This window comes from Candidatus Leptofilum sp. (assembly GCF_965223525.1).
Classification (GTDB): domain Bacteria; phylum Chloroflexota; class Anaerolineae; order Promineifilales; family Promineifilaceae; genus Leptofilum.
This window is the reverse complement of record NZ_OZ245005.1, coordinates 2,107,065-2,130,946: the sequence shown is the minus strand read 5'-3', so window position 1 is coordinate 2,130,946 and position 23,882 is coordinate 2,107,065. Positions and strand designations below refer to the sequence as shown.

Below are 23,882 nucleotides of genomic sequence, written 5' to 3'. Positions count from 1 at the left end.
ATTAGAAAAAATCTGCGGAAATCTGTGTAATCTGTGGCTAAATTCAGGAAATGGGGAGATGAACGACGACTTGGGTGCCGGGGGTGAGGGGGTTGATGGCGATACGGCCGTTCATCCCCACCACAATCGCCTGCACAATAGCTAACCCGAGGCCGTTGCCCGGAAAATCGGCCGTGTTGCGCCCGCGATGGAAACGGCCGAACAGATGGGGCAAATCTTCATCTGGGATGCCAATACCTGTGTCGGTGATGGTGAGGTGGGCAAAATCATCTTCTCGCGCCAGCAAAACAGCTACCTCACCCCCGCTGGGGGTGAACTTGAGGGCATTGTCCAGTAAATTTTGGACGGCTTGGCGCAGACGCAGGGGATTGCCCAAAACCTGCAGCGGCAAGTCTGGCAGGGTCAGGCCAAACTGGATGTCGGCCTGTTCGGCACGGGAGGCAAACAGTTCGGCCGTTTCTTGCAGCAGGTGGTTCAAATTCACAATTTCGCTGTCTCCATTGCTGTTGGCCTCAATGCGCGACAAATCGAGCAAACTGTCTGTGAGCGTTTGCAGCCTGACGGCTTGCGCTTGCATTCGCTCAATCTTGGCGGCTTGATTTGGCTCTTGAGCCGTGGCCGTTTGCCCCAGCGTCTGCAAATCGGTTTGCAGCGCCGTGAGGGGCGTGTGCAGCTCATGGGCGGCGTCGGCGATAAATTGGCGCAGGGTGGTGATGGTGCCTTCTACCTGATCGGCCATCTTGTTGAAGCTGCTGCCCAGCGTGCCTAGCTCATCCTGCCGCTGCACGGCCGTTCGCGCTGCCAAATCACCATCGGCCATGCGGGTGGTCACTTCGGTGAGGGTGAGCAACGGCCATACCAACCGCCTGCTCACCAACCAGCCCGCCAGCCCCGCCAGCAACACCGCCACCGCTGAGGCAATCAGCCATCCCAAAAAAACACTTTGCAAAATGTCACGGCCGTAGGCTGGCCCTTGTGATAGTTCAACACGGCCGAGAAGACGGCCGTTTTCATCTACAATCGGCCGACTCACCGCCAGATTAGACACCGTGCCGTCTGCACCTGGCTGCTCGCCGAAGCCAAAGCCAAACTGCGTGCCAACCACCGGCAGCACGTCACTCACAACCTCTCGTGTCACCGTTGTGGTGCGCGTAATGACACCTGTTGCGTCCTCAACTTCCTCCGCAACATCCACCCCTTCTTCAACTGAGCCCTCCTCAATCAATTGTGACTTCACTTCTTCATCCACGCTGCCAAACAGCCCTGGCTCAATGACGATGGTCGTCTCAGTCACTTCACGCGCATTGCTGTTGGCAACAGGCTGCTCAAACGTTTGCTCAACACCATCAATCTCTACCGAGACGTTGATCTCCGTGCTGCTATCTACCTCGCGGGGATTGCCAGAGTCGGCCATTTGGGAAGTATTATCCGCGTTGAATACCTGCACACGCGTCTGCGAAAGGAAGGCCATCCCTTCCACATTGGCCTGTAGCTGCCCCAAATCGCCTTCCCGCACCAGCGGCAAGACCCGCTCGCTAATGGCAAACGCATTGCCCGTCAAATAATCGATCTCCTGCTGACGATACACCTGCTGCAAAGTCAATAGCAGCACCGCCCCCAACACGAGCGTGGCAATGAGGGCAATCCCGGCATAGGTTAAGGGCAAACGAAAGCGAAGCGATTTGGGAATCATGCAAAAAGTATACCTGAATTAATTAGCCACAGAGAGCACAGAGTAAAAAGAGAAAAACCTCAAAAATCTCTGTGCCCTCTGTGGCAAAAATTACTCAAACGCGCCGCCGCCAAGCGGCCCATACACCAGCACCGTGGCAATAATCCGGTCGCCGCGCCGCTCGCCCCACACTTCCAGCTCCAAATTGCCCGTAATGTCGTCGGAGGAATCAACCAAACGCACTTGCTGCACAATTTCGCGCTCGCCGCTTTCCTGCCCTGGCTGTAAGCTCAGATCGGTCACGTCCCGGTACAAAATGGTGTCTGGCGTCAGCACCACTTCTAAAACAGGGCCATCGGTAGAGGGGATAAGGGTGGTGCTTTCTTGCCCGGTGTCCGGGTTGACCTCAACGTCTACTTCCAGGTCAATATTGCCCGTGCCAACCAGCAAGGTATTGTCTTCCCGGCTTTGCAAGATACCAAAGGCAGCAGATGGCTCATCGGGCAGCTCTGGGGCGGGCAGGATGGTGGTCTGCACGGCCACAGATGGCCCGCCGTTTTGGGAGGAGATGGATTGCATCACACGTCCACCGCCGGAGGCAACGGCCGTTTCCCCCGCATCATCTGGTGTCAAGAGCTGCACGGCCGTATACGCCCCGCCTGCCAACAAAATGATAACCGCAAAAACCATAGACCTCATCAAAAAAGTTCGCTTATTCATTACCGACCCTCCACAAATAACAGTATCGTGGCCACAACCCGATCACCGCGCCGCTCACCCCACACCATCAGTGACGAACCGCGCTGTAAATCTGTTGGTGGTTCCACCTGGCGTATCACCTGCTGCAAGGTTTGCTCCTTCGATTCTGACGATTCTGATGCAAGACCCACATCGGTAATATCCTCATAAAAAATGGTGTCGCGGCTGACTACCACCTCGACCTCTGGCCCACTATGACCTACAAACAGTTCCGGCGTATCACTCCCGAGGTTAATGTTGACGCTGCTATCCCCTGTCCCGACGTAGTAGCTATTGTCCTCTTGCCGAAGAAAAATGCCCTCTGCGGCAAACTTGTCTGTGGGCAGTTCCGGCGCGGGTAACAGGATTGTTCTCACCGTAATGAGATTACCACTGCCATCATCAAACCCATCCTCTAATACCTGTGCCCCGGCAGGGAGGTTTGGATTTTCTTGGGCTGTGAGAAGCTGCACGGCCGTATACGCCCCGCCTGCCAACAGAACGATTACGACGAAAACGGCCGTGCCGATCACAATCGCTCTTTTACTCATCGCGTCTCCGCAAACACAATCAAAGTCGCCACCACCCGGTCACCACGCCGCTCACCCCAAGCCGTGATGGATGCCCCGCCCTGCAAGTCAGTTGGCGGATCAACCTGGCGCACCGCCTGCTGTAATGTCTGCTCCTTCGATTCCGAGGCTTCAAAGCTCACTTCAGTGATGTCTTCATAAAAGATGGTGCCCTGCGTTACCACCACCTCTACTTCTGGGCCGCTGTGATCCACTGCCACTTGCGGCTCACCATTTTCAATTTGAACATTGACGCTGGTAGAGCCAGTGCCAACGAAGTAACTGTTATCCTCCTGCCGCAAAAAGACACCGCCCGCCGCAAATTCCTCAGTTGGCAGCTCAGTTGCCGGCAAAATGACGGTTTTCACCGTCACCGGACTGCCGCTGCCGTCATCGTACACATCCTCAAACACCTGCGCCCCGGCGGGCAGATCATTACTTTCTGGCGGATTGAGTAGGCGAACGGCCGTAAACGCCCCAGCCCCCAACAGCACCAACACACTAACCAATAAAATTGCCATCACTTTTCGGTTCATTTCAAAACTCCTCAATTTAAATTTGGTAATCAGTGTTCGTTGACCGATTACTGTTTACTGTTCACTGATTCCTGTTTACTCATACCGTAATGCTTCAATCGGATCGAGGCGCGACGCCCGCACGGCTGGGTAAAGCCCAAAAACCAATCCTGTGAGCAAGGCCACGCCAAAGGCCAGCGGGATGCTCGCTGGGTCTAGCAAGGCCACGCCTCGGTTGAGCGACGCCGCCAAAGGGACTGTGAGAATGCCAACGGCCGTACCCAACACCCCACCCGCCGCACTAATCAAAACTGCTTCCAGCAAAAACTGCCGCACGATGTCCCCCTGCTGTGCCCCGACTGCCAGCCGCACGCCAATCTCGCGGGTGCGCTCCGTCACGCTCACCAACATCACATTCATAATGCCAATGCCGCCCACGACGAGCGACACCGTCGCCATTGCCGCCAGCAAGAAGGAAAAAGTACGAGCCGCTGCCTGCTGTGCCCCCAAAATCTCTTGGCGCGTCGTCAGCTCAAAATCATCTTCGTAATCGCCCAATTCATCCTGCCCCACGCCGTGCCGCTGCCGCAGGTAGCTGATGATTTGCTGCCGCGCCGTTGCCATCTGCGCCTCGTCACTCACGCGGGCGATGATGCCCACCGACGGCTCTTCATCGAACAAGTTCAAAATAGCGGTGCTGATGGGCAAGTAAAGCACCTCATTCGGACGCAGCTGGTTCCGCAGCGAGGGATTGATCACTTCCAGCTCGGCCAATACGCCAATGACCAAACATTTGCGCCGATTGACCCAAATCAGTTCGTCTAGTGGCTCGTCACCTTCAAACAGGTCTGCGGCCGTTTTATGCCCCAGCACGCAGACATCGGCATTGGCAATAACTTCGGAGGGGGTAAAGAAACGGCCGTTTCCCAAAAATCCCTCCGGCGTCAGCGGCACTCCGTCCGGCCAGGCCACCGGCTGCACTTGCCCCTCCGTCACCAGGTTAGCCAGTCCGTCGGCTGTCGTGCCCAGCACGCCCATATCCAGCACGTTGCGATCCCGTCGAATTTTGCCCTCGCCCCCCACCGACATAATGACGCGCTGCACCAGCGGCACAGCCTCCGGCATCTGCAACCCATCTTCAAAGGAAAGAATTTCGCCAATGGGAACGAGTTCCCCCTGGTCAATCTTTTCCTTCACGCTAATCTGCACCATGTCCGAGCCGAGATAGCGGAAGTTGGCATCCACCGCTGCCCGCGCCCCGTTGCCCAGTGCCAACATGCTAATTACCGAAGCCACGCCAATGACAATGCCCAGCGTCGTCAGCGTTGCCCGCAGCTTGTTGCCCATGATGCCGCTCCAGGCGGTAAAAATGGTATTAAATAGCGTCATGATCTTATTGCACCACAGAGCGCACAGAGGGCACGGAGTTTTTTCTACCCTCTGCGTTCTCCGTGTCCTCTGTGGTAAACCTTTCTTCTCGAACAATTTCACCATCGTGGAGATGCAAAATGCGCTGGGTGTGGCTGGCGACTTGCGGGTCGTGGGTGACGAGGATGATGGTACGGCCGTTCCCCCCCTCACTATTCAACTCACCCAGCAACTGCATGATGTCCGCCCCTGTTTGGCTATCCAAATTGCCGGTTGGTTCGTCTGCCAAAATGATGGCCGGGTCGGCGACGAGGGCACGGGCAATGGCCACCCGCTGCCGCTGCCCGCCAGAAAGCTCCGTGGGACGATGCTGCATTCGGTCGGCCAAGCCTACTCGTGCCAAAGCCGCTTCTGCCCGCTGGCGCACCTCCGGCTGACGACCGCCATACTGAAGCGGCAACATCACGTTTGCCAAAGCCGTCAATCGAGGCAGTAGATTAAACGTCTGGAAGACAAAGCCAATCTGCTCATTGCGAATGGTGGCGCGCTGCCGCTGCGAAAATTGCCCCACGTCCTCACTGGCCAGCAGGTAACGGCCGTTGCTTGGCGAATCCAAACAGCCCAGCAGGTGCATTAACGTGGATTTGCCGCTGCCGGATGGCCCCATCAAGGCCACAAATTCGCCCAGCGCCACCTGGAATGAGACACCCCGCAAGGCGTGGACAATTTGGTCGCCCATCTGGTATTCGCGGCTCAAATCGTAGGTTTCAATGACGGCACTCATTCACCCACGACCTCATCACCCGGCTGCAAACCAGATTGGATGACCATAAACACATCGCCGCGCAGCCCCACCGTTACCTCTCGATCAACGCGCCGCCCGTTTTGCCACAGTTGGATAACGGCCGTTCCATCAGACCTCGGCCGAACCAGCGTGCGCGGCAGCCGCACCATGTCCAACTCCTCAGCCACGATGATCGAAGCATCTACCGTCATGCCAGGGAAGACACCATCGGGCAATTGCTCATCAACAGTTATGTAAACATGGTAGAGTGGTCGCGCCTCACCAATGACCCGCTGTGGCACCAGCCGCGCCACTGTTCCCTGCACCGCCAAATCAGGGCGGGCGTCAAAGAACAGTTCCGCAGGCAGGCCAAGCTGCACATCGGCTAAATCTTCCTCAATCACCGTCGTCCGCACTTCACCGAGGCTTGGATCGGCCAGCAAAACCAGATTAGTTCCCGCCCCCACTGCTTCGCCAGCGGTGACAAACACATCTAGCACCACGCCATCAAACGGGGCATATAAAACAGTGGCGGCGAGATTGGCTTCTGCTTGGGCAACGGCCGTTTCCAGCAAAGGATTCACCCCCGTCTCCCGCAAATAATCCACCGCCAAATTGGCGCGATCCAGCTCCGTCTGCTGTGCTTCCACCTGCTGCCCCACAGCCCAGCGCTGGTTTAGCACCGCGTTGTACTCAGACTCAGCAATTTGGCGGTTGGCGATGGCGCGTTGCCACTCCAGCCGGTACGCTTCCACCACCTCCGGCGGCTCCCAGTGGCGATCCAGTGCTTTGTTGTACTCATTTTCTGCCCACGCCTCCGCCTCACGCGCCAAATTCAAATTCACTTCGGCAGCGGTAAGCTGGGGAAATTGTGCCTGGGTGGAACCAACCAGCGCTTCATTAGTTGCCGCTGCTAGTTCAGCCTCAGCCACCTGCTGCGCCAGCGCATCTTGTGCTTGAGCTAATTCAATTTGGGCAATGTTTAGGGCATTTTGGTAGGAGGTGGGATCAATTTTGGCGATGATGTCTCCGGCAGATACGGCCGTTCCCGGGCGTACATTTAGTTCGATGAGACGGCCGTCTACATCCATCCCCAGCATTTGCTGCCGCGTGCCAACGAGCTGGCCGGGCGCAGTGACTGTTTTCTGCACATCCCCCTGGGTGGCAGCAATGGTAACGGGTGCTGGGGGTGTGGTGGGAACGGCCGTTTGCTGCGACACATACCCCCAATAGCCTGCCCCACCAACCACCGCCAGCCCCAACATGGCAGCTAAAATAATCATCCAACGCTTCATCATCTGACCTCCATCAACATGGTGTCAGAATAAGCTGGCTAGGTTGTCGTTTGGTTATGGGGAAGTTTCAGCTTGGTAATACGTGGTTACAATTTCGTAATCTTTTTGCCTACATCATGGAGAAAGTACCATCAGATGCTTCATGGTTCGTACACCCAATTGACTTGGGAAAACCTTATTTCTTGGCTTCAAAAAAGACACAATTTTCTAATTGCGCTATGCGCTAAATCTTTGAGCCAATGGAAAGTATATTATTCCTTCTTGTGCAGCTTTTTGAATCTTTATATCGATTGCATCAATTAAAGTAACGTGACCTTCTAAAATGAGAAATAAGTCTTGACCATCCATCAAAATGATGTTTGAAGCTACCCCACGGGTAAATTCTGAAACAACTTGTTGTCGAAAGCCAGCCATCGATAAAAACCACCCTCTGGTGCTAACTAGCTTTTTGTCAACTTTGCGCTTTAAAGCAGCTAAATCTGATTCTGTTGGTTGCGAAGAGCGCCATTTTGCCTCTACAAGATAATCGAACCCCTTATATTTGAAGTACCCATCTATTTGCTCATTTGCCACCCTATAAGGCCGACGATAATCAATTTCATGGGACTCAAATAACTGTGCCAGCAATTCTTCCAATTCATATCCACGCTTCTGTAATTCACTTTGGCTTGTTGCTGTAGACATTGCTGCAAATTTCAATCGAAGCTCCTCCATCTTTTTGGCACGAGTTTCTAATGCAGCTTGCCTTTGATGGGCTGCTTTCAAATTTAAATCGGATTCAGTTTGCTCTTTCTTAGCAACGAGTTTTTGCTCCGACGCCAATTTTTTTAATCGCCTCAAGGCATCTAAGCCTGCATTTCGATCTGGAACATTGTCGTCAGGAACATTACGCAAGTTACACAACTCAGTCAGAATCTTTCTCTCAATCAAAAATCCTTCTTGCCCCATCCTATCTAAATCGGAAAGTATGTTACGCGCAATTTTATATTTTGATTCATCAGAATATCTATCGTACAGTTCAGAGGGAACGCCGCAATCTAGCACAAGAAAAGATCGAAATGGATCCTTGTACCAAAAAATCTTGCCAAATACAGAAATGATTGCTTCGCGAATTTCAAAAGGTAAATTTGAGCTCATGAGTCATTTATTTCAAATCTTAGCAACTATAAAAGGCTAGTAGCATCACAAAATCAATAAAGGCTATTAGGAAACTAACAACATAGAGAGAAACTAAAACTTCAATCTTGTATCAGGCTGAGATTATATCTGTTTTTGGAAAATCATCCCCCACAAACAGCAGCGGCATATTAGCTAATTTGGCAACGGCATAGGTAAGGCAATCACCAAAATTTAAGCTTGCAGAATGCCTGCCCTTACCATATTTCAACCAGGCACCGATGGCCGTACCAAAATGTTCTTCACTAAACGGAATCGTGACAATATTCGCATCGCGCAAAAACCTGCCCAACAGGCCACGTGCATCCTGGTTGAGCCTGGCAGACAAGACGATGCCGCACTCTACTAAAGTTGGTGCCCCTATCCCAACTTCCGTGGCCTCAGCCATCTTTGTCATCAAAATTTCGTGTCCAGGCTCTTTGAAAATTATCGCCACAATAGCGGAACTGTCTAAAATCATATGCCCATTTCCCCATAACCCAGGATGGCTTCCTCATCCTCTTTGCTCAACCGTTTGCCCAATTGGTTAGCGGGAATTTGGGGCCAGATTTCTTCTTCGAGCAAAGCAACAAGCCTTTGATGCTTATCGGGGCTGGCAAAATGTAAGGACAGACGTCTACGGCGTTCTTCCAACGCTTTGCGAATTGCCTCGGTTTTGGTTTCCCCGGTCAAATTAACAACTTCATTCAGCAAATTCTCTACGTCTTGGTTTTTAATATTTACCGCCATATGAAACCTCCATTTATTGAAGAGTTTACACAATTTTGCACCTTTCTTCAATTTTTATTCATTTCTTTAATTTGAAAGGCGGTAACCTACACCGGGAACGGTGAGGATGAGCGTGGGCTGACTGGGGGTTAACTCTACTTTTTCACGCAGGCGGCGGATGTGGACGTTGACGGTGCGCGCATCTTCTACGGCCGTATCATACCCCCAGGCCCCCTGCAAAATCTGCGCCCGCGTTAGCGCCTGGCCCGCATGCCGTGCCAGGTAAACAAACAGACGGAACTCCGTTGGCGTGAGTTCAAGCTGAGCCTCCCCGCGCAATACAAGGCTGCGATCCAGATCAATCACCAAATCGGCCACAAAAAGCTGGTTGGCGTTGGTCGTGGCGGCCAGTTCACCGTAGGCACGGCGGAGCAAAGCCCGCAAGCGGGAAAGCAGTTCGCGCACGCCAAACGGCTTCGTGACGTAATCATCCGCCCCCATTTCTAGCCCCAGCACCTTATCCATCTCTTCCTGCTGGGCCGTTAACATTAGGATCGGTTGGCGCAGCTTTTGCTGGCGTAGCTGGCGGCAAAAATCAAAGCCAGAGCCATCGGGCAGGCGCACGTCCAAAATGATGAGATGGGGCTGCGCCTCGCTGGCTATACGAAGCCCCTCGCGCCCTAATTTCGTCCAGGTAACGGCGTATCCCTCTGCTTCAAGTGCTTCTTTTAGGCTGGTGGCAACGGCCGTATCATCCTCAATGAGCAAAATTGTGTGTGATCCCTGCATAACACAATCATAACACCCTAGTGGTACCAGGCACAGGCCACAACAGCCTCTCTATTTAAAGACGGTTGGCAAATACAGCTTGCAAAATGAAAACGGGACGTATGTATCCTCTGAAAGGTCAATTGCATAAATTGTCGGTGGCAACATCAATCCTGAAGGAGCCTCGATTGTGATGGTGTAGCTACCGGGCGGGAGGGGCAACGCATAACGGCCGTCTGCACCAGAAAACTTCCCTACATTGTCAAATTGACCAATTAAACCTGGCGTATGGGGTGTGGCCGAAATGAAGGCGTTGGCGATTGGTTCGGTGCAGTTCTCTGAAAGAACAGTCCCCGAAAGAGTAAACCCAGCCGACAAAGTCAGATCGCGCATCAGGTCAGGAGGACCTGCTACATCCGTGATAACAGTGACGCCCAAACCCTGAAAAGGAGGGGGGATAAAGAGAATGTCAAAGTTACCGCTAGGAAGCGTGCCTGTATAGTGGCCATTGCCATTGCTGGGCGTAAAACCAAAACCGTTGGGCTGAGAAAAGTCCCTGGCAAAGATCTCTACATTGGCGATTGGTTCGGCAGAAGCATTGCTAATTGTTCCATAAACCGTAAAACCAGGCTGGAGGATGATGTCCAAAATTATATTACTGGTCAAGGTAACATTGGTTTGCGTCGGCCCAAAACCGCTAAAATGGGGCGGTGTAAACGTGAGGTCCCAATTGCCTTCTTCCAGGGAGATTTGGTAATTGCCATTGGCCGTAGAGGGCGGCAGCCCAAAACCAGAAAACGTAGTCGTGTTAAAAGCATAGATGGCGGTGTTTTCCACCCCAACTGTCTTGCTGCTATCCTCGTAAACCGTGCCCGAAATAGTGAATCCCGGCGGGAGCGTCATGTTGATGGTTTGGGGCGCGTCAACAGCACGAACAAATTGAGATGCCAAGCCAGCGCCGCCAGGCGGGTTAAAAACAATATCGTAGAAAATCCCGCTGGTTAGCGTAAGGGTGTAAAGGCCTTGTGCCGTTGTTGTCGTTTCTCCCGTAATCTCACCACTAAAGGCAAAAATCTGAACGTTAGGCACGCCCATTGGCATGGTTGTAGAAGTGACAGTTCCCGTAACAGTGAACGTGCCAGCGCCTATCGGTTGAAAGCTGGGTTTAGCCGGGGGAGCAGCAGAGAGGTTGCTTACGGCCGTAAACACAACACTGATTAAAATGGTCGCCAATAAAACCGGAAGAAATAATCTTGCCCAAGAAAAAATTGTGGTTTTCACAGCACTGCCTCCATTTAGCTGACAACTGAAACGAAAAAGCTGTGCTCAGTGTACCACAAATCGCAACGATTTTGCTTGACAAACGGCCGTCCTCCATGCTAATATCCCATAAACCGACCAACTGGTCGGTCTTGGATGAAAACTTATGACTGAACACGAAAGCAAAGCACACATTTTAGCCACAGCCACGGCCGTTTTTGCTGAAAAAGGGTTTGCCAAAGCCAGCATGAACGACATCGTGCGCGCCAGCGGCCTCAGTAAAGGAGGCGTTTATTGGCACTTCAAAAGCAAAAACGCGCTCATCACCGCCCTGTTTGATCAATTTTTTGTGGGGCAGCTCGCCTTGCTAGATGCGGTGTTGGCCAGTGAAGGAACGGCCGTTGCCAAATTCACCCAGCTAGCCACCCTGTCCGGCACAGAGACAGAAACCCTGGCCGCTCAGTTCCCTTCCCCACTGGAGTTTTACGCCTTGGCCGCCCGCGAAGAAGGGCTAAAAACGCTGCTCCAAACCCATTTTTACAGTTACCAGCAAAAAATTAGCAGCCTGGTGCAGCAAGGCATCGCCAACGGTGAATTCCGTGACGTAGACGGTGACGCTATTGCCAAAACATTCATTGCGCTATTTGAAGGTGCCCTGCTCGTCTGGGCCGTTTCACCAGAGCTAATTGATTTAAGCCAAGATATAGAAACGGCCGTTCAGCACCTGCTGCAAGGATTACAAGCAAAATGAACCCAAAAGCCCAGCTTCTGGCAGAAATTGAAGCCACACAAAACCAATTCCACCAATTGCTAGACAGCGTCCCGGATGAAGCATTTAGCCAACCCAGCAGCAACCCCGCCTGGACCATTGGCGAGCTGCTTTACCACATGAGCATCGCCCCCCGCTTTATGGTTGCCGACGTGAAGCTGATTTTAAGACGGCCGTTTCTGCTCAAACTCCTGCCAAAAATATTCCCAGAACGGCTCTTTCATTGGCTCAATGCGCGGCTCACCCGGTACGGCGCCCGCAACCTAAACCGCCAATTTTTGGCCGATGAGTACGACAAGGCCCACCAGCGCATCCTGAAAACCCTGCACAGCCTCGACGAAACCGACCTGCAAACAGACGTTCGTTACCCAGATTGGGATCCATTGCTGGCAGGCGACGTCTCCGTCGCTTACCTGTTTGGCTACATCAAGCGCCATTTTGATTCCCACGCCGCCGACATCCAAAACACGCTGACGATGACGACAGCCAAAGAAGGAAAATCATGAAACAAAAGCTAATTGCTGCGACGCTGGCGGTTGGCACGGTCTGGGCTGGCTGGCAGTTCACGCGCTGGCGGCAGACCCGCACCGCAGAACTAAAAACAAAGGGAACGGTGGTAGAAACGGCCGTTGGCCCCATCGAATACGCCAGGCAAGGCGAAGGTCCCGTACTGCTCGTGTCACACGGCGGTCCCGGTGGCTATGACCAGATTGAAACCATGCGCGAATTTGTAGATGCAGGCTTCAGCGTACTCGTCCCATCACGCCCTGGCTACTTGGGAACTCCACTCAGCGCGGGGCAAACCATCTCCGCCCAAGCAGACGCCATGATTGCTCTGCTAGATGCCTTAGGAATTGAGCAAGTTGTGACCATCGGCGTGTCTGCAGGTGGGCCAATTGCTCTGGAGTTAGCCTTGCGCTACCCGCAGCGTTTGCGGGGGCTGGTCATGCTGGCTGCGGTATCGCTCCCATACCAACCAAATGCAGAAACGGCCGATTCCCTCCTGGGCAAACTGTTCCTCACCGATGGCTTCCTTTGGCTGCTGGACATTGGCACCTGGCTCTTTGAGCAATTCTCGCTCCGCTTCCCCCTGCCTAGCGCCAAAATGATGATCCAAACCGAGAGCAATTTGCCGCTAGAGCAAATCAACAATCATCTGAATTACATGCAGCGCAATCCAGAGCGCATTGCTTGGTACAAAGCCCTCATTCGCAGCACCGGCCCCATGAGCTTGCGTAAAGCCGGTTTAGACAACGACCTGGCGCAGTTGGCAAACATACTGCAACTACCTCTGGCACAAATACCGTTGCCAACGCTCATCATTCATGGCCGGGCAGACGCGGATGTTACCTACGACAATGCTCAATTTGTGGCTGAAGCTGTGCCAGATGCCCAGCTCGTCACCCTGCCCCACAGCGGACATCTTATCTGGCTCAGCCCGGAATGGGACGACGCAAAAAATCAGTTAATCCAGTTCCTGAATCAACACCAAAAAGTTTAGAGCTTACACAGGTACCAAATCTCATGACACAAACAGAACACAAACCAGTTACCGGTCTCAAAAAATTTTTCTTCCGCGCACCGCTGCTTTTTTATCGCATCGGGCTGGGCGGTCTGTTGGGCAAGCGATTTTTGCTCCTCAACCACATTGGGCGCAAAAGCGGCCAGCCACGCCAGGCGGTGCTAGAAATGGTCAACTATCACCCGGAGACAAATACCCACTTCATCGCCGTCGGCTTTGGCAAAAAGTCAGACTGGTATTTGAATATTTTGGCCCAGCCCAAAGTGGACATTCAGGTTGGCTGGCGCAAATTGGCGGTTACGGCCGTTCCCCTCACTCCAGATCAATCAGGCGAAGCCATGGCAGATTACGCCCGCCGCTATCCCACTGCCGCCAAAAACTTGGTCAAGTTCATCGGCTACACCGCCTCTACCGAAGAAGAATATCGCACCTTAGGGCGTGAATCCATTCCCTTTATTGCCCTGGAGCCACGATGAAAATTTCCTGGACACCCCCAAAACCTCGTGACGGCCTGGCTGGCACATGGGATAAATTCATTGGCCCAGGCGCCACCGATGCAGAGCAATGGTTACAACTACTAGGTGCGTTAGGTCTAACGGCCGTTCTCACCCTCATCAACATCACCCAACGCGCCGAACTCAAATGGTCTACATTGCAATGGGTTGTTTTCCTGCTGTTTGCCTTTGATTTGTCGGGGGGCATCATCACCAACGCCACGGCCACCGCCAAACGATGGTACCACCGCGCCGGACAGCAATTCATTCACCACTTCGGCTTTGTGGCCGTGCATGGCATTCACCTGGCGGCCGTTGCCTGGCTGTTTCGCGGCGGCGACTGGCTTTACTTTGGCGTTTATTTTGGTTATTTGTTGGTGGGAACGGCCGTTATTCTACGCACGCCACTCTATCTGAAACGGCCGATGACGCTGCTCCTGTACAGCGGTATCCTGCTGCTCAACAGCGGTGTCATCTTGCCCAGCCCCGGCTTGGGCTGGCTAATTCCCTTCTTTTTCCTTAAGCTGCTGGTTGCCCATCTGCTGCCAGAGGCGCCCTTCCAGCCTGAACAACCGTGATTACCTAACCCTTTCGTGCATTTTGCCATTCATTTTGGCATTTGCCAACGTAAAATCATCACCATTTTCATCAGACGCTAGCATTAACTGCGTGAGAACCGGATTATTCGGATCGGTAACAAACTCCCAAAACGCCGTTTGGGCGGTTGTACCCATGCGATTGGCATCTCGACCAATAAAAATCTCCTGCTCAATATCCATATCGCGTACCTTCACAGGTTTAACTTTGCCCTTGACTAGCCTAGAAATAATCATCTGAGACACAAAGCCAACGCCGATTCCTTCCTGCACAGCCAAAGCAATTGCCTCCGAGTTGCCTAAAGTCAGGATCGTTTTGAACTGTTCAAAGACAATACCATGCTCACGCAGCTTCTCTTCGGCCACAAACCGCGTACCAGACCCCTCCTCGCGCCAGATAAAGTTCGCCTGTAGTAGTTCTTTCGGTTCAACCCACTCTCGCTCTGCCCACGGATGATTCAGGGGCACAATCAAACTCACCTTGTCGGTAATAAACCTGCAAAACTCCAAATTTGGATTCAGTTCTTGCTTGCTGGCCAAAGCAACATTCACCTCGCCATCTACCAACATTTGCACGGCAATTTTGCGCGGCGTCACAAAGCAACTTGCCTCCACTTTTGGGTATTGCTGCATAAAACTGGCTAGCAAAAATGGCAAAACGTATTTCCCAACAGTTGTGCTGCATCCCACAGTGAGACGGCCGTACACATCCCCCTTCAACGACTCCATCTTATTATCTATGCTTTGCGAGATACTCACCATCTCTTGCGCCATCGGCAGCAACGCCTCACCTGCATCTGTCAGCCGCAAATGCCGCCCAGACCGAATAAACAACCGCAAATCAAAGTGCTGTTCCAACGCCTGAATATGTTGGCTCACACTTGGCTGCGTCATATGTAGCTGCCGTGCGGCCGCAGTAAAGTTTAAGGTTCTAGCCGCAGTCAAAAATACGTTAAGTTGATGTGCATCTAACACGATACCCTCGCAATGACAGGCACAAATTGGTCAATTCCAAAACTGTACCAAGCAGTTAGAAAATCCCCAGAAAATGCCCAAATTCTGTTTGGATTCTCTCTATAATTTCAAAAGCCCCAGTCTGGGAAAACTGAAGCGGATTGGGAGAAACTGCCGTTTCTCCCGCTTTGTGCATTATTTCACAACCAGTATGCCCCAACCTGTGCCCCACCGATAGTGCTAAACGTCATAGGCAAACATTATAAAAGACACACTCCACCATAAAACAACGCCAATGCTAGAAGTAGGAAATGACAAAAGCCCCCCGCAATGCACGAAGGACTTTTGCCATCAATTAAAAACAGCTTTATATTGGTTAGGGTGCTACAAATTCGGCCGACGGATATCCAGCTTCCACCCAACCGCCGAAACCACCTTTCAAACTATGCACGTCTGAGTAACCATACGCCCACAAAATGCTCATGGCAATGGTAGAGCGATGGCCAGAACCACAATACACCACAATGGGCGTATCCGGGTCGGCTGGCCATTGGTCTTGCATAGCAACAAAGGTTTCTAGCGGAATGTGTACCCAATTCTCGGCCTCAATCACGCCCTTCTCTTCCAGCTCTTCCGTGCTACGAACATCAATAACAAACAGGTCAGGATTTTCCAGCAATGCCAAGTTGAAATCGTCAACAGAAATACCGCCGAACCCATCAGGAACATTGTGCAAAACTGTTTTCATTGCATCCAATGCTGCTGGCTCAACCTTGGCTACATCCAACAACAATGGTTCTTCAGCAACGCCATCAATAATTGGATACCCAGCTTCTACCCAACCGCCAAAGCTGCCGCCCTTCAAGCAACGAACATCTTCCCAGCCCATGGCTTCCAGAACCGTTAGGGCAATAGTGCAGCGCCAGCCGCTGCCGCAGTAGCTTACGATGGGTGTATCAAAGCTGGGCAGGTATTGAATATTGTCAGCCAGCTCACGTAGTGGAATATTAACAGCGCCTTCAATGTGGCCTTTTTCTTCCAGTTCAGCAACTTCGCGTACGTCCAACAAGAATGGTGGTGGGTCCTCAACCAAAGCTACATTTAAGGCATCCAGACCGATGGTGTTGTACGCTTCCATATCGTCCAGGAAAGTGGTGAACGCCGCATCCATGTCATAGGTTGGTTCAGGTACTCCAGCCAGGGCATACCCGGCCGCAGAATATGCCGTGTAACCACCTTTCAGGCTGCGTACGTTGGTGTAACCATAAGATTTCAGAATGTTCATCGCCACGGTAGAACGATGTCCAGCCTTGCAATAAGTTACGATGGGTGCATCTTTATCTGCTGGCCAATTCTCTTGCAGTCCAATGAAATCATCCAAGGCAACTGTAACTACATTAGGCGCATCAATTGTGCCCGCTTCAACCTCGCCTGGAGTACGAACATCAATAAGGATAAGGTCTGGGTTTTCAACAATCTCAGTTGCCAAACCATCTGAGTCAATGCCATTCCAGTTATCTGCGTAGCTATTCAAAACCTCATCCAAAGCAAGCACCATTGCCGGATTTGGATTGGCGGCATTCAAGACCTCTGCTTCAGGAGCTAATCCCTCAACAGTTGGATACCCTTCCTCAACCCAACCAGTGTAGCTGGGGGAATGCAAAGCTTGCACATTTTCCCATCCCAACGCGCCTAAGGTGGTCATGGCAATAGCGGCACGCCAGCCTGCTTTACAATAGGTAACGATGTGGGTATCAAAACTTGGCAAAAGATCCAGGTTTTGTACGAGTTCCTTTAGAGGAATATTGACAGCCCCTTCGATATGGCCTAATTCTTCCAATTCTGCCGGGTTACGTACATCTAAGATGAATGGCGGGGAATCGGAAATTAATTGTTCATTGAGTAAACTGTAGTCTTTCAAGGCATTATAGCCTTGTAACGAGGCTACAAAAGTCCCATAAGCAGCATCCAGTTCCTCAGCCGTAATTGGCTCAATCGCAGCTTCGACAACTTCTTCAACCGTTTCTTCAACAACTTCTTCTACAGGATCTTCGGCTACTTCGGCTTCTTCTTCGACAACCTCAACAGCCGGGGTATCTGGCTCAATAACGGGTTCTTCTGTGGCAGTGTCACCACCGCAAGCAACCATCATCAAACCAAAAATCAGTAAAAACACAAAATATTTGTAAGTCTTCATCTCTTACTCCTCATTGAGTATTTGGCGGGTGGTCATTTGGCTCCCGCCTAAAATTTTTAACTAGGGCGATTCCCCTGTTGTGGTAATCACCGTGGTTGTTGTAATGGTTGTGGTGGCTGTAATTTCCGAAATTGGTGCTGGAATTATGTCCACAATCACGGGCAAATTCGCCTCCACTTCTTCTGGATAAACTTTGTCAATGGTTAAGAACAGGTCTGCATTACCGTGGCACGCATCGCAAGATTCCGTTTGGGGCGTGGTGCGCTGAATGTTGTGCGGCGTGGTGTACACCCAGGTGGGTAACGCATCGTAATTTTTCAGCAAATCATCCCCATAGAAGGCAAAGCTATCATGAGCAATGGGCACATGACGCAGCGTGACGTATTCATACGGCCGATCGTAACTTTCCAACGCATTCTTCCCGATCATGAAGGTAAGGTAATGATCATCTGTGGCAAAAAACGGATTGCCGGTTGTCTCACTAATTTGCACATGGCAGCCATCGCAGCTTGTGTAAGCAACCGAGTGACACACTTGGCAAGAGAGGTCGCCCCCGTGCTCCTGGTGCATTTCGATGTCATCACCCTGCATGGCCACTGTGGCATGGCACGTCTCGCAGCGCGGCGTCTGCACACCGTCGTACCTATGGTTTGGTGGCTCCTCCAACATCGCTAGCTGCGCCTCTGGCCCGGTATGGCAGGATTGGCAATCGTCTGGCGCACCGTGCATCTGATGCCCAGAGTGGCAATCTACGCAAGACATACGCCCTTGCGTAAAATGTACATCCGGCCGCAAATCTTCATGCTTGCCTAGATATTCATTCCCAACCCGGCTGCCGTGGCACGCTGTGCAGTTGCGCGTCATAGAGGGTGTTTCGTTAAACAGATGCCCTTCGATGAGACCGCCACCCACCAAATTTGGCTGGCTGACGTGACACTCGCCACAGGTTGCATGGCAACTGCTGCAATGGTTGCCAAACATCGTCTCAATGGCTTCGTGGTCTTCCGGCACGGTGCGGGCATCCAGTACCGTCCAATATCCTTCTAAATTGTTATGTAAATTATTATCGTGGGTGGCAACCACATCGGGGTGGCATTCACCGCACGATTCCACCGGATTTTCACTGGGATTCTCGATGAGTCCCACGTGCGCCTCAAACTTGTCGGGCCTGTTTTGTCCGGCGTGGCAATCGGCACAGGCTATCTGTCCGTGAACTTCCTCGGGGAATAGCACACCGTCTACCAAAACCTTCTCCCATGGCTCCAACGGAGCCACCTCGCCACCTCAACCTTCCCCTTCGTTTTCGCTAATCACCTCTTCTTCGGGGTCGGCCGTTTGGATGAGCAGGTCTTTGTTCGTGTGGCAATCCAGGCAGTTATCGGCTGGCGCTGGCTCCTCGATGGGTTCGGTCAGTGGCTCTTCGGTGGGGGTTACGGCCGTTGCCGCCTCTACCAGCACTGGTTCCACATCAGCCACCTGCACGGCCTCCTCTATAGCGTCAGGCTCTGCCGATTGGCAGCCAGCTAATGCCCACACGCCCAGCAACAGCAGCAGGCTCACCCAAAAGCTTATTATTTTTTGTGGATGTTTCATCGGTTCCACAATGATCTCCTTACATTCAAACAAGAAGCTGGTGGCTAGTTAAATGTGATTTTCCCAGCTACTGACCACTAACAACCATCCACTCTTTAGTGAATTTTTTCACTAACAGTATAGCCAACGGGCGGGCGAAATCAATGGTTTTTCAAGGTTTTACTTATTGTTTTTGCTTCTACCTATCCATAACAAAAACCAATTATTTTATGGCTCTACCCTATTGAGATCGCTATTTTTCGGTGTTAGAATGCCTATATTGTTAATATTTTCACAAATAGTTGTTTGGTGTAAAAATTTGGAACTTGCCGAGAATTGAGGCGACTATGAAACAGTTTTTAAAGAGTCTAAAAGTAAGCTGGTCGGTACTGCTGGGGGGTTTGGTGGGAACGGCCGTTTTGCTTTTTACTATGCAAATTGCACTGGCGCAGGACGATGAGCCGGATGCGCCCATCATCCCCACACAGGAATGCCAGGAGTGCCATTTGGATGTGGCTAGCCACTGGGAAGAGAGTGCCCACGCCAATGCGTATGCCAATGAGGTCTTTCAGGAAAAATGGGTTGGCCTGGGTGAGCCAGCGGAATGTCTGGCTTGCCATACCACCAATTTCCAACCCGCTACGGGGGAATTTGATGAAGAGGGCGTGGCCTGTGAATCTTGCCACGGTGAGACCACCACTGAGCATCCACCAGAACCAGTGCCCATCCTGGCAGACACGGAATATTGCGGCAGTTGCCACACGACTTCGCTAGGCGAGTGGCATCAGACTGGTCATGCCTCGGAAGAGATCGGCTGCATGGATTGCCACGATCCGCATAGCCAACAGCCACTGTTTGAAGAGTCGGACGCGCTGTGCCTGAACTGCCACGAAGATAGTGCCGAAAACTATCTGGAAGATTTGCACATTCAGGAAGGGATCGGCTGTATGGATTGTCACGGGTTGGTGATTCCACCAGAAGAGATGCCAGACGATGGCGTTGTGCCCACCGGTCATTCATTCACCATCAATTCCGAAACTTGCGTCGCTTGCCATACCGACACAGTTCATGCTGGCACCGCCCTGCCCGACTACTCGCATGATGCAGTTGCCGAGGGCGAACTCATTGACGTTTTGACGGCATCGGCTGGTGAGGCAGAAGCAGATGAGCTAACGCCAGAACAAAAATTGCAAACGTTGGAAGCAGCATTGGCCAATCGAAATCTGGCGCTGCTGTTTCAGGGGGGTGTGTTGGGGCTAGTGCTGGGCGGTTCAACCGCCTGGTTTGTAGCTAATAACGTTCGCCAGCGGCGCGAGCACGAAGAGCGTGATGAACAATGAGTAATAACGATAATACGAAACCGCCGCTGCTTAGTCGGCGGGATGCACTGAAAATTATTGGGGCGACGGGGGCAACGGCCGTTATCGCGCAGGCAGTCACGGCGGGGCCTTTATCCTCTGGGGCTATCGAAGGATTGGAACGGGAGACCCACCATGCTAGCTCTGACCATGAGTGGCATATGGTGATTGATTTGGCGCAGTGCATCGGCTGCCAATATTGCATTTGGGCCTGCCAAGCGACCAATGACGTGCCGGAAGACAATATGCGCTGGAACATTGGCTTCCCAGAGCGCACGGAAGGCGGCACCGACTTTTACATGACACGGCCGTGTCTGCACTGCCAGGATGCCCCCTGCGTAAAGGTTTGCCCGGTAGGTGCCACCTGGGTGCGGGAAGATGGCATTGTGGCCATGGATTACGATCGCTGCATTGGCTGTCGCTATTGCGAGGTGGCCTGCCCTTACGACGTGCGCCGCTTTAACTGGGGCTCCATCGAGACAGAAAACCAGTACCAGCCCACTTGGGGCGTAGCCGAAGTAGAACGCCGGGAACGGGGCGTGGCAGAAAAATGCACGTTTTGCGTCCACCGCATTGACCGGGGCATGGCCGAAGGGCTAACGCCCGGTGTTGATCCGCAGGCGACGCCTGCTTGCGTGAACATTTGCCCGGTGAATGCGCGCATTTTTGGTGACATTAAAGACCCAGAAAGTCCAGTTTCTAAATATCTGGATGAGCATGAGACGTTCCGGCTGCGGGAAGATTTTGGTACGGAGCCGAAGGTGCATTACGTGCGCCCAGAACGTGAGGAGGCATGAGATGGCTGTGACACAAATTCCTGAGAAGCAGCGGGGTGGGATACGGCCGTTTCATATCTGGCTCGTCTCCTTGGGAGCAATGTTGGCCGTAGGCGGCTGGGGCATCTACCAAACCCTTTGGCACGGCTTGCAGGTCACCAACCTGACGGATCAGGTGCCGTGGGGCTTGTGGATTACGCATGATTTGTCGGCGATTGCGCTGGGGGCGGGGGCGTTTACGTTTTCGGCCGTGGTCTACCTGTTCCGCATCAAACGGTTTGAGCCAATGGCCAGAATCGCCGTGTTTGTTGGCTTCTTGGGCTACACCTCCGCCATGCTGGCACTAGCCATGGACATTGGTCGCCCAGACCGCTTTTGGCATCCGCTGGTGTATTGGAATGTGCATTCCGTGCTGTGGGAAATTACGCTGTGCGTCATTTTGTATTCCACCGTGCTGGTGATCGAGGTGCTGCCGATTTTGTTCGAGAGCCGCCTCTTTGATAACCGTCCTCGGTGGCGTGCTTTTGGCCACAAGCTGCATAAGCTCACGCCCGTGATGGCGGTGCTGGGCCTGGCGTTGTCCATGCTGCACCAATCATCGTTGGGGGCTACCTACGGTGTTTTATCTGGGCGAGCCATTTGGTATAAGCCATCCATGCCGGTGATGTTTATTTTGTCAGCCATTGCCGGAGGTGTGGCGGCGACGCTGCTGGTCACCATGATTGTGAGCAAGTTAACCAATCGGGAGCTGATTAACAAGTTTTTGCGGCGGGATGTGGCGCGGCTGGCGGCGTTTACGCTGCTGGCATACCTATACCTGAAGCTGTGGGATTGGGCAGCAACCTCTTACTACAGCCAAGCACCCGGAACGGCCGATGCGCTGACCCGGCTGCAAGCCACCACGCCCTACACGCAGTCGTTTTGGTGGATTGAGGTTTTCTTGTGTGGTTTGGTGCCTGCGGCAATTTTGCTGAATCGGCGGATGCGGCGGCAGGAGTGGCCGCTGATGGGGGCGTTGTTCCTGGTGGTATTTGGCGTCATCATCAACCGTTGGAACGTGACGCTGTCTGGGCTAGTGGTGCCGCCCCAATGGTCGCCAGGGGTGCTGGGGCGCACAATTGCAGTAGCGTACACGCCATCCTGGGTAGAGATTGCGGTTTCGGTGGGCGTGCTAGGGTATGCGTTTCTGGCATTTACGTTGGGCGCGAAGTATTTGCCGCTGTTCAAGCGGGAGGCGACATGAAGCAATTGAGGGGTGTGCGTTTTTTGTTTTTGGGATTGGTTCTGTGTGGGTGGGAACGGCCGTTGCCCCGCTAGAAGGAGATACCACTCCAACAAAGAAAGCAGGCAAGCGTTTACTTGCCTACTTTCTTGCCAATCTCAATGGTAATGTGTGTAATCATAGAAATGCAATCTGCGTATACCAAGATGGTAGCCGTAAAGATTATGGGTATGCTGGTACCCGCGCTCTAAAATACGTGGCTGCAATAAAGTTTCGTAAACATCTTCTACCTCGTTTCTCACATCAACTACAACTTCTGATGCAGCTTCCCGAGCAGATTGTTTAGCGGCCTGAATCTTTTTCTTCGTTGCCTCTCGTTTTTCCTGAGCCAATAAGCGGAGCCGGGTAAAGCGCGTTAAACCATCATTTGTATTTGCTGGATAGTTGCTTAGAACCGTCTTAAGCTGCTGGTGTAAATAATCTACGACGGGCAATACAGCCTGGTTAACTTGGGCAACTGTCAGTTCAAGATGAATGAGATCAGCAGACAGGTCCTCAACTTCTTCATCTGGAATCCTTTCACCCAGTTTCAAAACCTGGGCGGCAACGTCGTCAAGGCCAAAGTTATCCTTAAAAAACGCATGCCAATTACCTGTCAATTCTGCTGCCTCAGGGTTTAAGATACGATTTCGAATGAACGGCCGAATGATCAACGGAGGGTGATTGCCGTCATCCTCGGCAAGTTCCTTGAAGGTACCAGCCCGATTCAAAATAACGGTTTGCAAAGATTCGGCAAACCCAGCATCACCCAAGTGTGTACCCACAACATCCGCAAATATCTCTTCTAACCAGGCTAAAATCAACGCTTGCAGCAAATCCTTTTGCTCTGGAGTCAAGTCATCAGGCAACTTCTGAGTCAGAAGCTCCGTTACGTCACTCTGTAAGACATCTTGTAAGCGGCGAACATCAGCCAGGTTTCCAATCGTCCACTGCCGTTCGCCATCCACCTGACGAAAGCCCAGATTCCAATACACATAGTGGCCCAATTCATGCGGAATCGCGTACCAATCACGCTCTGCGGGGTCGTCGTCGGCCACATAAAAGTAAGGGGTGCTAATGAAGGGCGTATCTGTGAAGGGCGCATGACGAATCTTCCATACATTGTCAAAGCAGATGAGAACATTAGGCAATTCAAACGGCAATTTTTCAAGGAAATCCTTTGCTCGACTCGTTCCGTCGTCAAGAATCTCGCGGTAATGGGTAACCTGTCGCTGCTCGGCTACGCGCCCTACAACGTCCCAATAATCTTGTAGGGCGTTCAGAGCGCGGGCTTGCAGGCGCTGCCGGGTTATCTTGTTGGTTGCTAATGCTTGCTCAATCTCCTCGTCCCTTGGATTAAAGAAATAGTCAAGGTACTCTTCCCCAAACTCGGCAAAGTCAGCAAGAACAGTTGCCAAGAGGCGGTCAGCAGGCTGCTCTTCCGGTTCATCACGATACAATTTTTGCCAACGGTTTACATTACGCGCATGTTCATTCAGAATATGACGTTCTTTTGCAATCATTTCCCAA

25 protein-coding genes are annotated in these 23,882 nt (G+C 52.3%); 8 read left to right on the top strand and 17 right to left on the bottom strand.

Annotated features, from left to right (window positions below):
- Positions 1 to 43: 43 nt before the first annotated feature.
- The 12 genes from ACOQPM_RS26165 to ACOQPM_RS26110 all read right to left on the bottom strand — a co-directional run bounded on the left by ACOQPM_RS26165 (position 44) and on the right by ACOQPM_RS26110 (position 10,874).
- Entirely contained in the window at positions 44 to 1,693 is a 1,650-nt protein-coding gene (locus ACOQPM_RS26165) for an ATP-binding protein (RefSeq protein WP_420631340.1), read from the bottom strand.
- Between the two features lie 90 nt (positions 1,694 to 1,783).
- Entirely contained in the window at positions 1,784 to 2,392 is a 609-nt protein-coding gene (locus tag ACOQPM_RS26160; RefSeq protein WP_420631339.1) for a hypothetical protein, read from the bottom strand.
- A complete protein-coding gene (locus ACOQPM_RS26155) occupies positions 2,392 to 2,961 on the bottom strand; it encodes a hypothetical protein (protein WP_420631338.1) in 570 nt (189 codons plus the stop codon). The genes ACOQPM_RS26160 and ACOQPM_RS26155 overlap by 1 nt, the downstream gene beginning before the upstream one ends.
- Positions 2,958 to 3,515 carry a hypothetical protein gene (locus tag ACOQPM_RS26150; protein WP_420631337.1) on the bottom strand — a complete coding sequence of 186 codons (558 nt, stop codon included), beginning with the start codon at positions 3,513 to 3,515 and terminating at the stop codon, positions 2,958 to 2,960. Before ACOQPM_RS26150 ends, ACOQPM_RS26155 begins: the two co-directional genes overlap by 4 nt.
- Positions 3,516 to 3,590: 75 nt before the next feature.
- Positions 3,591 to 4,883, bottom strand: a complete 1,293-nt coding sequence (locus ACOQPM_RS26145) for an ABC transporter permease (protein WP_420631336.1) — start codon at positions 4,881 to 4,883, stop codon at positions 3,591 to 3,593.
- 4 nt (positions 4,884 to 4,887) lie between these two features.
- Positions 4,888 to 5,646 carry an ABC transporter ATP-binding protein gene (locus ACOQPM_RS26140; protein ID WP_420631335.1) on the bottom strand — a complete coding sequence of 253 codons (759 nt, stop codon included), beginning with the start codon at positions 5,644 to 5,646 and terminating at the stop codon, positions 4,888 to 4,890.
- A complete protein-coding gene (locus ACOQPM_RS26135; protein WP_420631334.1) occupies positions 5,643 to 6,944 on the bottom strand; it encodes an HlyD family efflux transporter periplasmic adaptor subunit in 1,302 nt (433 codons plus the stop codon). The genes ACOQPM_RS26140 and ACOQPM_RS26135 overlap by 4 nt, the downstream gene beginning before the upstream one ends.
- A 213-nt stretch (positions 6,945 to 7,157) precedes the next feature.
- On the bottom strand, positions 7,158 to 8,078 hold the full coding sequence (locus tag ACOQPM_RS26130) for a restriction endonuclease (RefSeq protein WP_420631333.1): 921 nt from the start codon (positions 8,076 to 8,078) through the stop codon (positions 7,158 to 7,160).
- 112 nt (positions 8,079 to 8,190) lie between these two features.
- Positions 8,191 to 8,577, bottom strand: coding sequence for a type II toxin-antitoxin system VapC family toxin (locus ACOQPM_RS26125; RefSeq protein ID WP_420631332.1), 387 nt, complete (start codon positions 8,575 to 8,577; stop codon positions 8,191 to 8,193).
- Positions 8,574 to 8,846: a type II toxin-antitoxin system VapB family antitoxin gene (locus ACOQPM_RS26120; RefSeq protein WP_420631331.1), complete on the bottom strand. Its 273-nt coding sequence runs from the start codon at positions 8,844 to 8,846 to the stop codon at positions 8,574 to 8,576. Before ACOQPM_RS26120 ends, ACOQPM_RS26125 begins: the two co-directional genes overlap by 4 nt.
- Positions 8,847 to 8,912: 66 nt before the next feature.
- Complete coding sequence (locus ACOQPM_RS26115; RefSeq protein ID WP_420631330.1) at positions 8,913 to 9,614, bottom strand: response regulator transcription factor; 702 nt, start codon at positions 9,612 to 9,614, stop codon at positions 8,913 to 8,915.
- Between the two features lie 51 nt (positions 9,615 to 9,665).
- Positions 9,666 to 10,874, bottom strand: a complete 1,209-nt coding sequence (locus ACOQPM_RS26110) for a carboxypeptidase-like regulatory domain-containing protein (protein ID WP_420631329.1) — start codon at positions 10,872 to 10,874, stop codon at positions 9,666 to 9,668.
- 145 nt (positions 10,875 to 11,019) lie between these two features.
- Here ACOQPM_RS26110 and ACOQPM_RS26105 point away from each other — a divergent pair, with 145 nt between their 5' ends.
- The 5 genes from ACOQPM_RS26105 to ACOQPM_RS26085 are packed head-to-tail and all read left to right on the top strand — an operon-like array spanning position 11,020 to position 14,216.
- On the top strand, positions 11,020 to 11,604 hold the full coding sequence (locus ACOQPM_RS26105) for a TetR/AcrR family transcriptional regulator (RefSeq protein WP_420631328.1): 585 nt from the start codon (positions 11,020 to 11,022) through the stop codon (positions 11,602 to 11,604).
- Entirely contained in the window at positions 11,601 to 12,128 is a 528-nt protein-coding gene (locus ACOQPM_RS26100) for a DinB family protein (RefSeq protein WP_420631327.1), read from the top strand. The genes ACOQPM_RS26105 and ACOQPM_RS26100 overlap by 4 nt, the downstream gene beginning before the upstream one ends.
- Complete coding sequence (locus ACOQPM_RS26095; protein WP_420631326.1) at positions 12,125 to 13,123, top strand: alpha/beta fold hydrolase; 999 nt, start codon at positions 12,125 to 12,127, stop codon at positions 13,121 to 13,123. The genes ACOQPM_RS26100 and ACOQPM_RS26095 overlap by 4 nt, the downstream gene beginning before the upstream one ends.
- 23 nt (positions 13,124 to 13,146) lie before the next feature.
- A complete protein-coding gene (locus ACOQPM_RS26090; RefSeq protein ID WP_420631325.1) occupies positions 13,147 to 13,620 on the top strand; it encodes a nitroreductase family deazaflavin-dependent oxidoreductase in 474 nt (157 codons plus the stop codon).
- Entirely contained in the window at positions 13,617 to 14,216 is a 600-nt protein-coding gene (locus ACOQPM_RS26085) for a hypothetical protein (protein WP_420631324.1), read from the top strand. Before ACOQPM_RS26090 ends, ACOQPM_RS26085 begins: the two co-directional genes overlap by 4 nt.
- On the opposite strand, the gene ACOQPM_RS26080 is transcribed toward ACOQPM_RS26085, so the two are convergent.
- The 4 genes from ACOQPM_RS26080 to ACOQPM_RS26065 all read right to left on the bottom strand — a co-directional run bounded on the left by ACOQPM_RS26080 (position 14,217) and on the right by ACOQPM_RS26065 (position 18,987).
- Positions 14,217 to 15,209, bottom strand: a complete 993-nt coding sequence (locus ACOQPM_RS26080; RefSeq protein WP_420631323.1) for a LysR substrate-binding domain-containing protein — start codon at positions 15,207 to 15,209, stop codon at positions 14,217 to 14,219.
- Between the two features lie 355 nt (positions 15,210 to 15,564).
- Entirely contained in the window at positions 15,565 to 17,385 is a 1,821-nt protein-coding gene (locus tag ACOQPM_RS26075; RefSeq protein WP_420631322.1) for a rhodanese-like domain-containing protein, read from the bottom strand.
- A gap of 60 nt (positions 17,386 to 17,445) precedes the next feature.
- On the bottom strand, positions 17,446 to 18,651 hold the full coding sequence (locus tag ACOQPM_RS26070; RefSeq protein ID WP_420631321.1) for a hypothetical protein: 1,206 nt from the start codon (positions 18,649 to 18,651) through the stop codon (positions 17,446 to 17,448).
- A gap of 18 nt (positions 18,652 to 18,669) precedes the next feature.
- Positions 18,670 to 18,987 carry a hypothetical protein gene (locus ACOQPM_RS26065; RefSeq protein WP_420631320.1) on the bottom strand — a complete coding sequence of 106 codons (318 nt, stop codon included), beginning with the start codon at positions 18,985 to 18,987 and terminating at the stop codon, positions 18,670 to 18,672.
- 317 nt (positions 18,988 to 19,304) lie between these two features.
- Between ACOQPM_RS26065 and ACOQPM_RS26060 the strand changes: the two genes are divergently transcribed.
- Genes ACOQPM_RS26060 through nrfD form a run of 3 tightly spaced genes read left to right on the top strand, consistent with a single transcriptional unit; the run spans position 19,305 to position 22,334 of the window.
- Positions 19,305 to 20,297 (top strand): multiheme c-type cytochrome, encoded by a 993-nt coding sequence (locus ACOQPM_RS26060; protein ID WP_420631319.1) that lies wholly within the window; start codon positions 19,305 to 19,307, stop codon positions 20,295 to 20,297.
- Complete coding sequence (gene dsrO, locus ACOQPM_RS26055; RefSeq protein ID WP_420631318.1) at positions 20,294 to 21,112, top strand: sulfate reduction electron transfer complex DsrMKJOP subunit DsrO; 819 nt, start codon at positions 20,294 to 20,296, stop codon at positions 21,110 to 21,112. Before ACOQPM_RS26060 ends, dsrO begins: the two co-directional genes overlap by 4 nt.
- 1 nt (position 21,113) lies before the next feature.
- Positions 21,114 to 22,334, top strand: coding sequence for an NrfD/PsrC family molybdoenzyme membrane anchor subunit (gene nrfD / locus ACOQPM_RS26050; protein WP_420631317.1), 1,221 nt, complete (start codon positions 21,114 to 21,116; stop codon positions 22,332 to 22,334).
- A 137-nt stretch (positions 22,335 to 22,471) separates the two neighbouring features.
- On the opposite strand, the gene ACOQPM_RS26045 is transcribed toward nrfD, so the two are convergent.
- Positions 22,472 to 23,875 carry a hypothetical protein gene (locus ACOQPM_RS26045; RefSeq protein WP_420631316.1) on the bottom strand — a complete coding sequence of 468 codons (1,404 nt, stop codon included), beginning with the start codon at positions 23,873 to 23,875 and terminating at the stop codon, positions 22,472 to 22,474.
- Between the last annotated feature and the right edge of the window lie 7 nt (positions 23,876 to 23,882).

Coding starts and splice junctions, on each gene's coding strand:
- ACOQPM_RS26100 (WP_420631327.1), top strand. CDS start 11,601: ATGAACCCAAAAGCCCAGCTTCTGGCAGAAATTGAAGCCACACAAAAC.
- nrfD (WP_420631317.1), top strand. CDS start 21,114: ATGGCTGTGACACAAATTCCTGAGAAGCAGCGGGGTGGGATACGGCCG.
- ACOQPM_RS26095 (WP_420631326.1), top strand. CDS start 12,125: ATGAAACAAAAGCTAATTGCTGCGACGCTGGCGGTTGGCACGGTCTGG.
- ACOQPM_RS26155 (WP_420631338.1), bottom strand. CDS start 2,961: ATGAGTAAAAGAGCGATTGTGATCGGCACGGCCGTTTTCGTCGTAATC.
- ACOQPM_RS26125 (WP_420631332.1), bottom strand. CDS start 8,577: ATGATTTTAGACAGTTCCGCTATTGTGGCGATAATTTTCAAAGAGCCT.
- ACOQPM_RS26060 (WP_420631319.1), top strand. CDS start 19,305: ATGAAACAGTTTTTAAAGAGTCTAAAAGTAAGCTGGTCGGTACTGCTG.
- ACOQPM_RS26165 (WP_420631340.1), bottom strand. CDS start 1,693: ATGATTCCCAAATCGCTTCGCTTTCGTTTGCCCTTAACCTATGCCGGG.
- ACOQPM_RS26130 (WP_420631333.1), bottom strand. CDS start 8,078: ATGAGCTCAAATTTACCTTTTGAAATTCGCGAAGCAATCATTTCTGTA.
- ACOQPM_RS26075 (WP_420631322.1), bottom strand. CDS start 17,385: ATGAAGACTTACAAATATTTTGTGTTTTTACTGATTTTTGGTTTGATG.
- ACOQPM_RS26085 (WP_420631324.1), top strand. CDS start 13,617: ATGAAAATTTCCTGGACACCCCCAAAACCTCGTGACGGCCTGGCTGGC.
- ACOQPM_RS26140 (WP_420631335.1), bottom strand. CDS start 5,646: ATGAGTGCCGTCATTGAAACCTACGATTTGAGCCGCGAATACCAGATG.
- ACOQPM_RS26105 (WP_420631328.1), top strand. CDS start 11,020: ATGACTGAACACGAAAGCAAAGCACACATTTTAGCCACAGCCACGGCC.
- ACOQPM_RS26115 (WP_420631330.1), bottom strand. CDS start 9,614: ATGCAGGGATCACACACAATTTTGCTCATTGAGGATGATACGGCCGTT.
- ACOQPM_RS26160 (WP_420631339.1), bottom strand. CDS start 2,392: ATGAATAAGCGAACTTTTTTGATGAGGTCTATGGTTTTTGCGGTTATC.
- ACOQPM_RS26135 (WP_420631334.1), bottom strand. CDS start 6,944: ATGATGAAGCGTTGGATGATTATTTTAGCTGCCATGTTGGGGCTGGCG.
- dsrO (WP_420631318.1), top strand. CDS start 20,294: ATGAGTAATAACGATAATACGAAACCGCCGCTGCTTAGTCGGCGGGAT.
- ACOQPM_RS26150 (WP_420631337.1), bottom strand. CDS start 3,515: ATGAACCGAAAAGTGATGGCAATTTTATTGGTTAGTGTGTTGGTGCTG.
- ACOQPM_RS26145 (WP_420631336.1), bottom strand. CDS start 4,883: ATGACGCTATTTAATACCATTTTTACCGCCTGGAGCGGCATCATGGGC.
- ACOQPM_RS26120 (WP_420631331.1), bottom strand. CDS start 8,846: ATGGCGGTAAATATTAAAAACCAAGACGTAGAGAATTTGCTGAATGAA.
- ACOQPM_RS26090 (WP_420631325.1), top strand. CDS start 13,147: ATGACACAAACAGAACACAAACCAGTTACCGGTCTCAAAAAATTTTTC.
- ACOQPM_RS26045 (WP_420631316.1), bottom strand. CDS start 23,875: ATGATTGCAAAAGAACGTCATATTCTGAATGAACATGCGCGTAATGTA.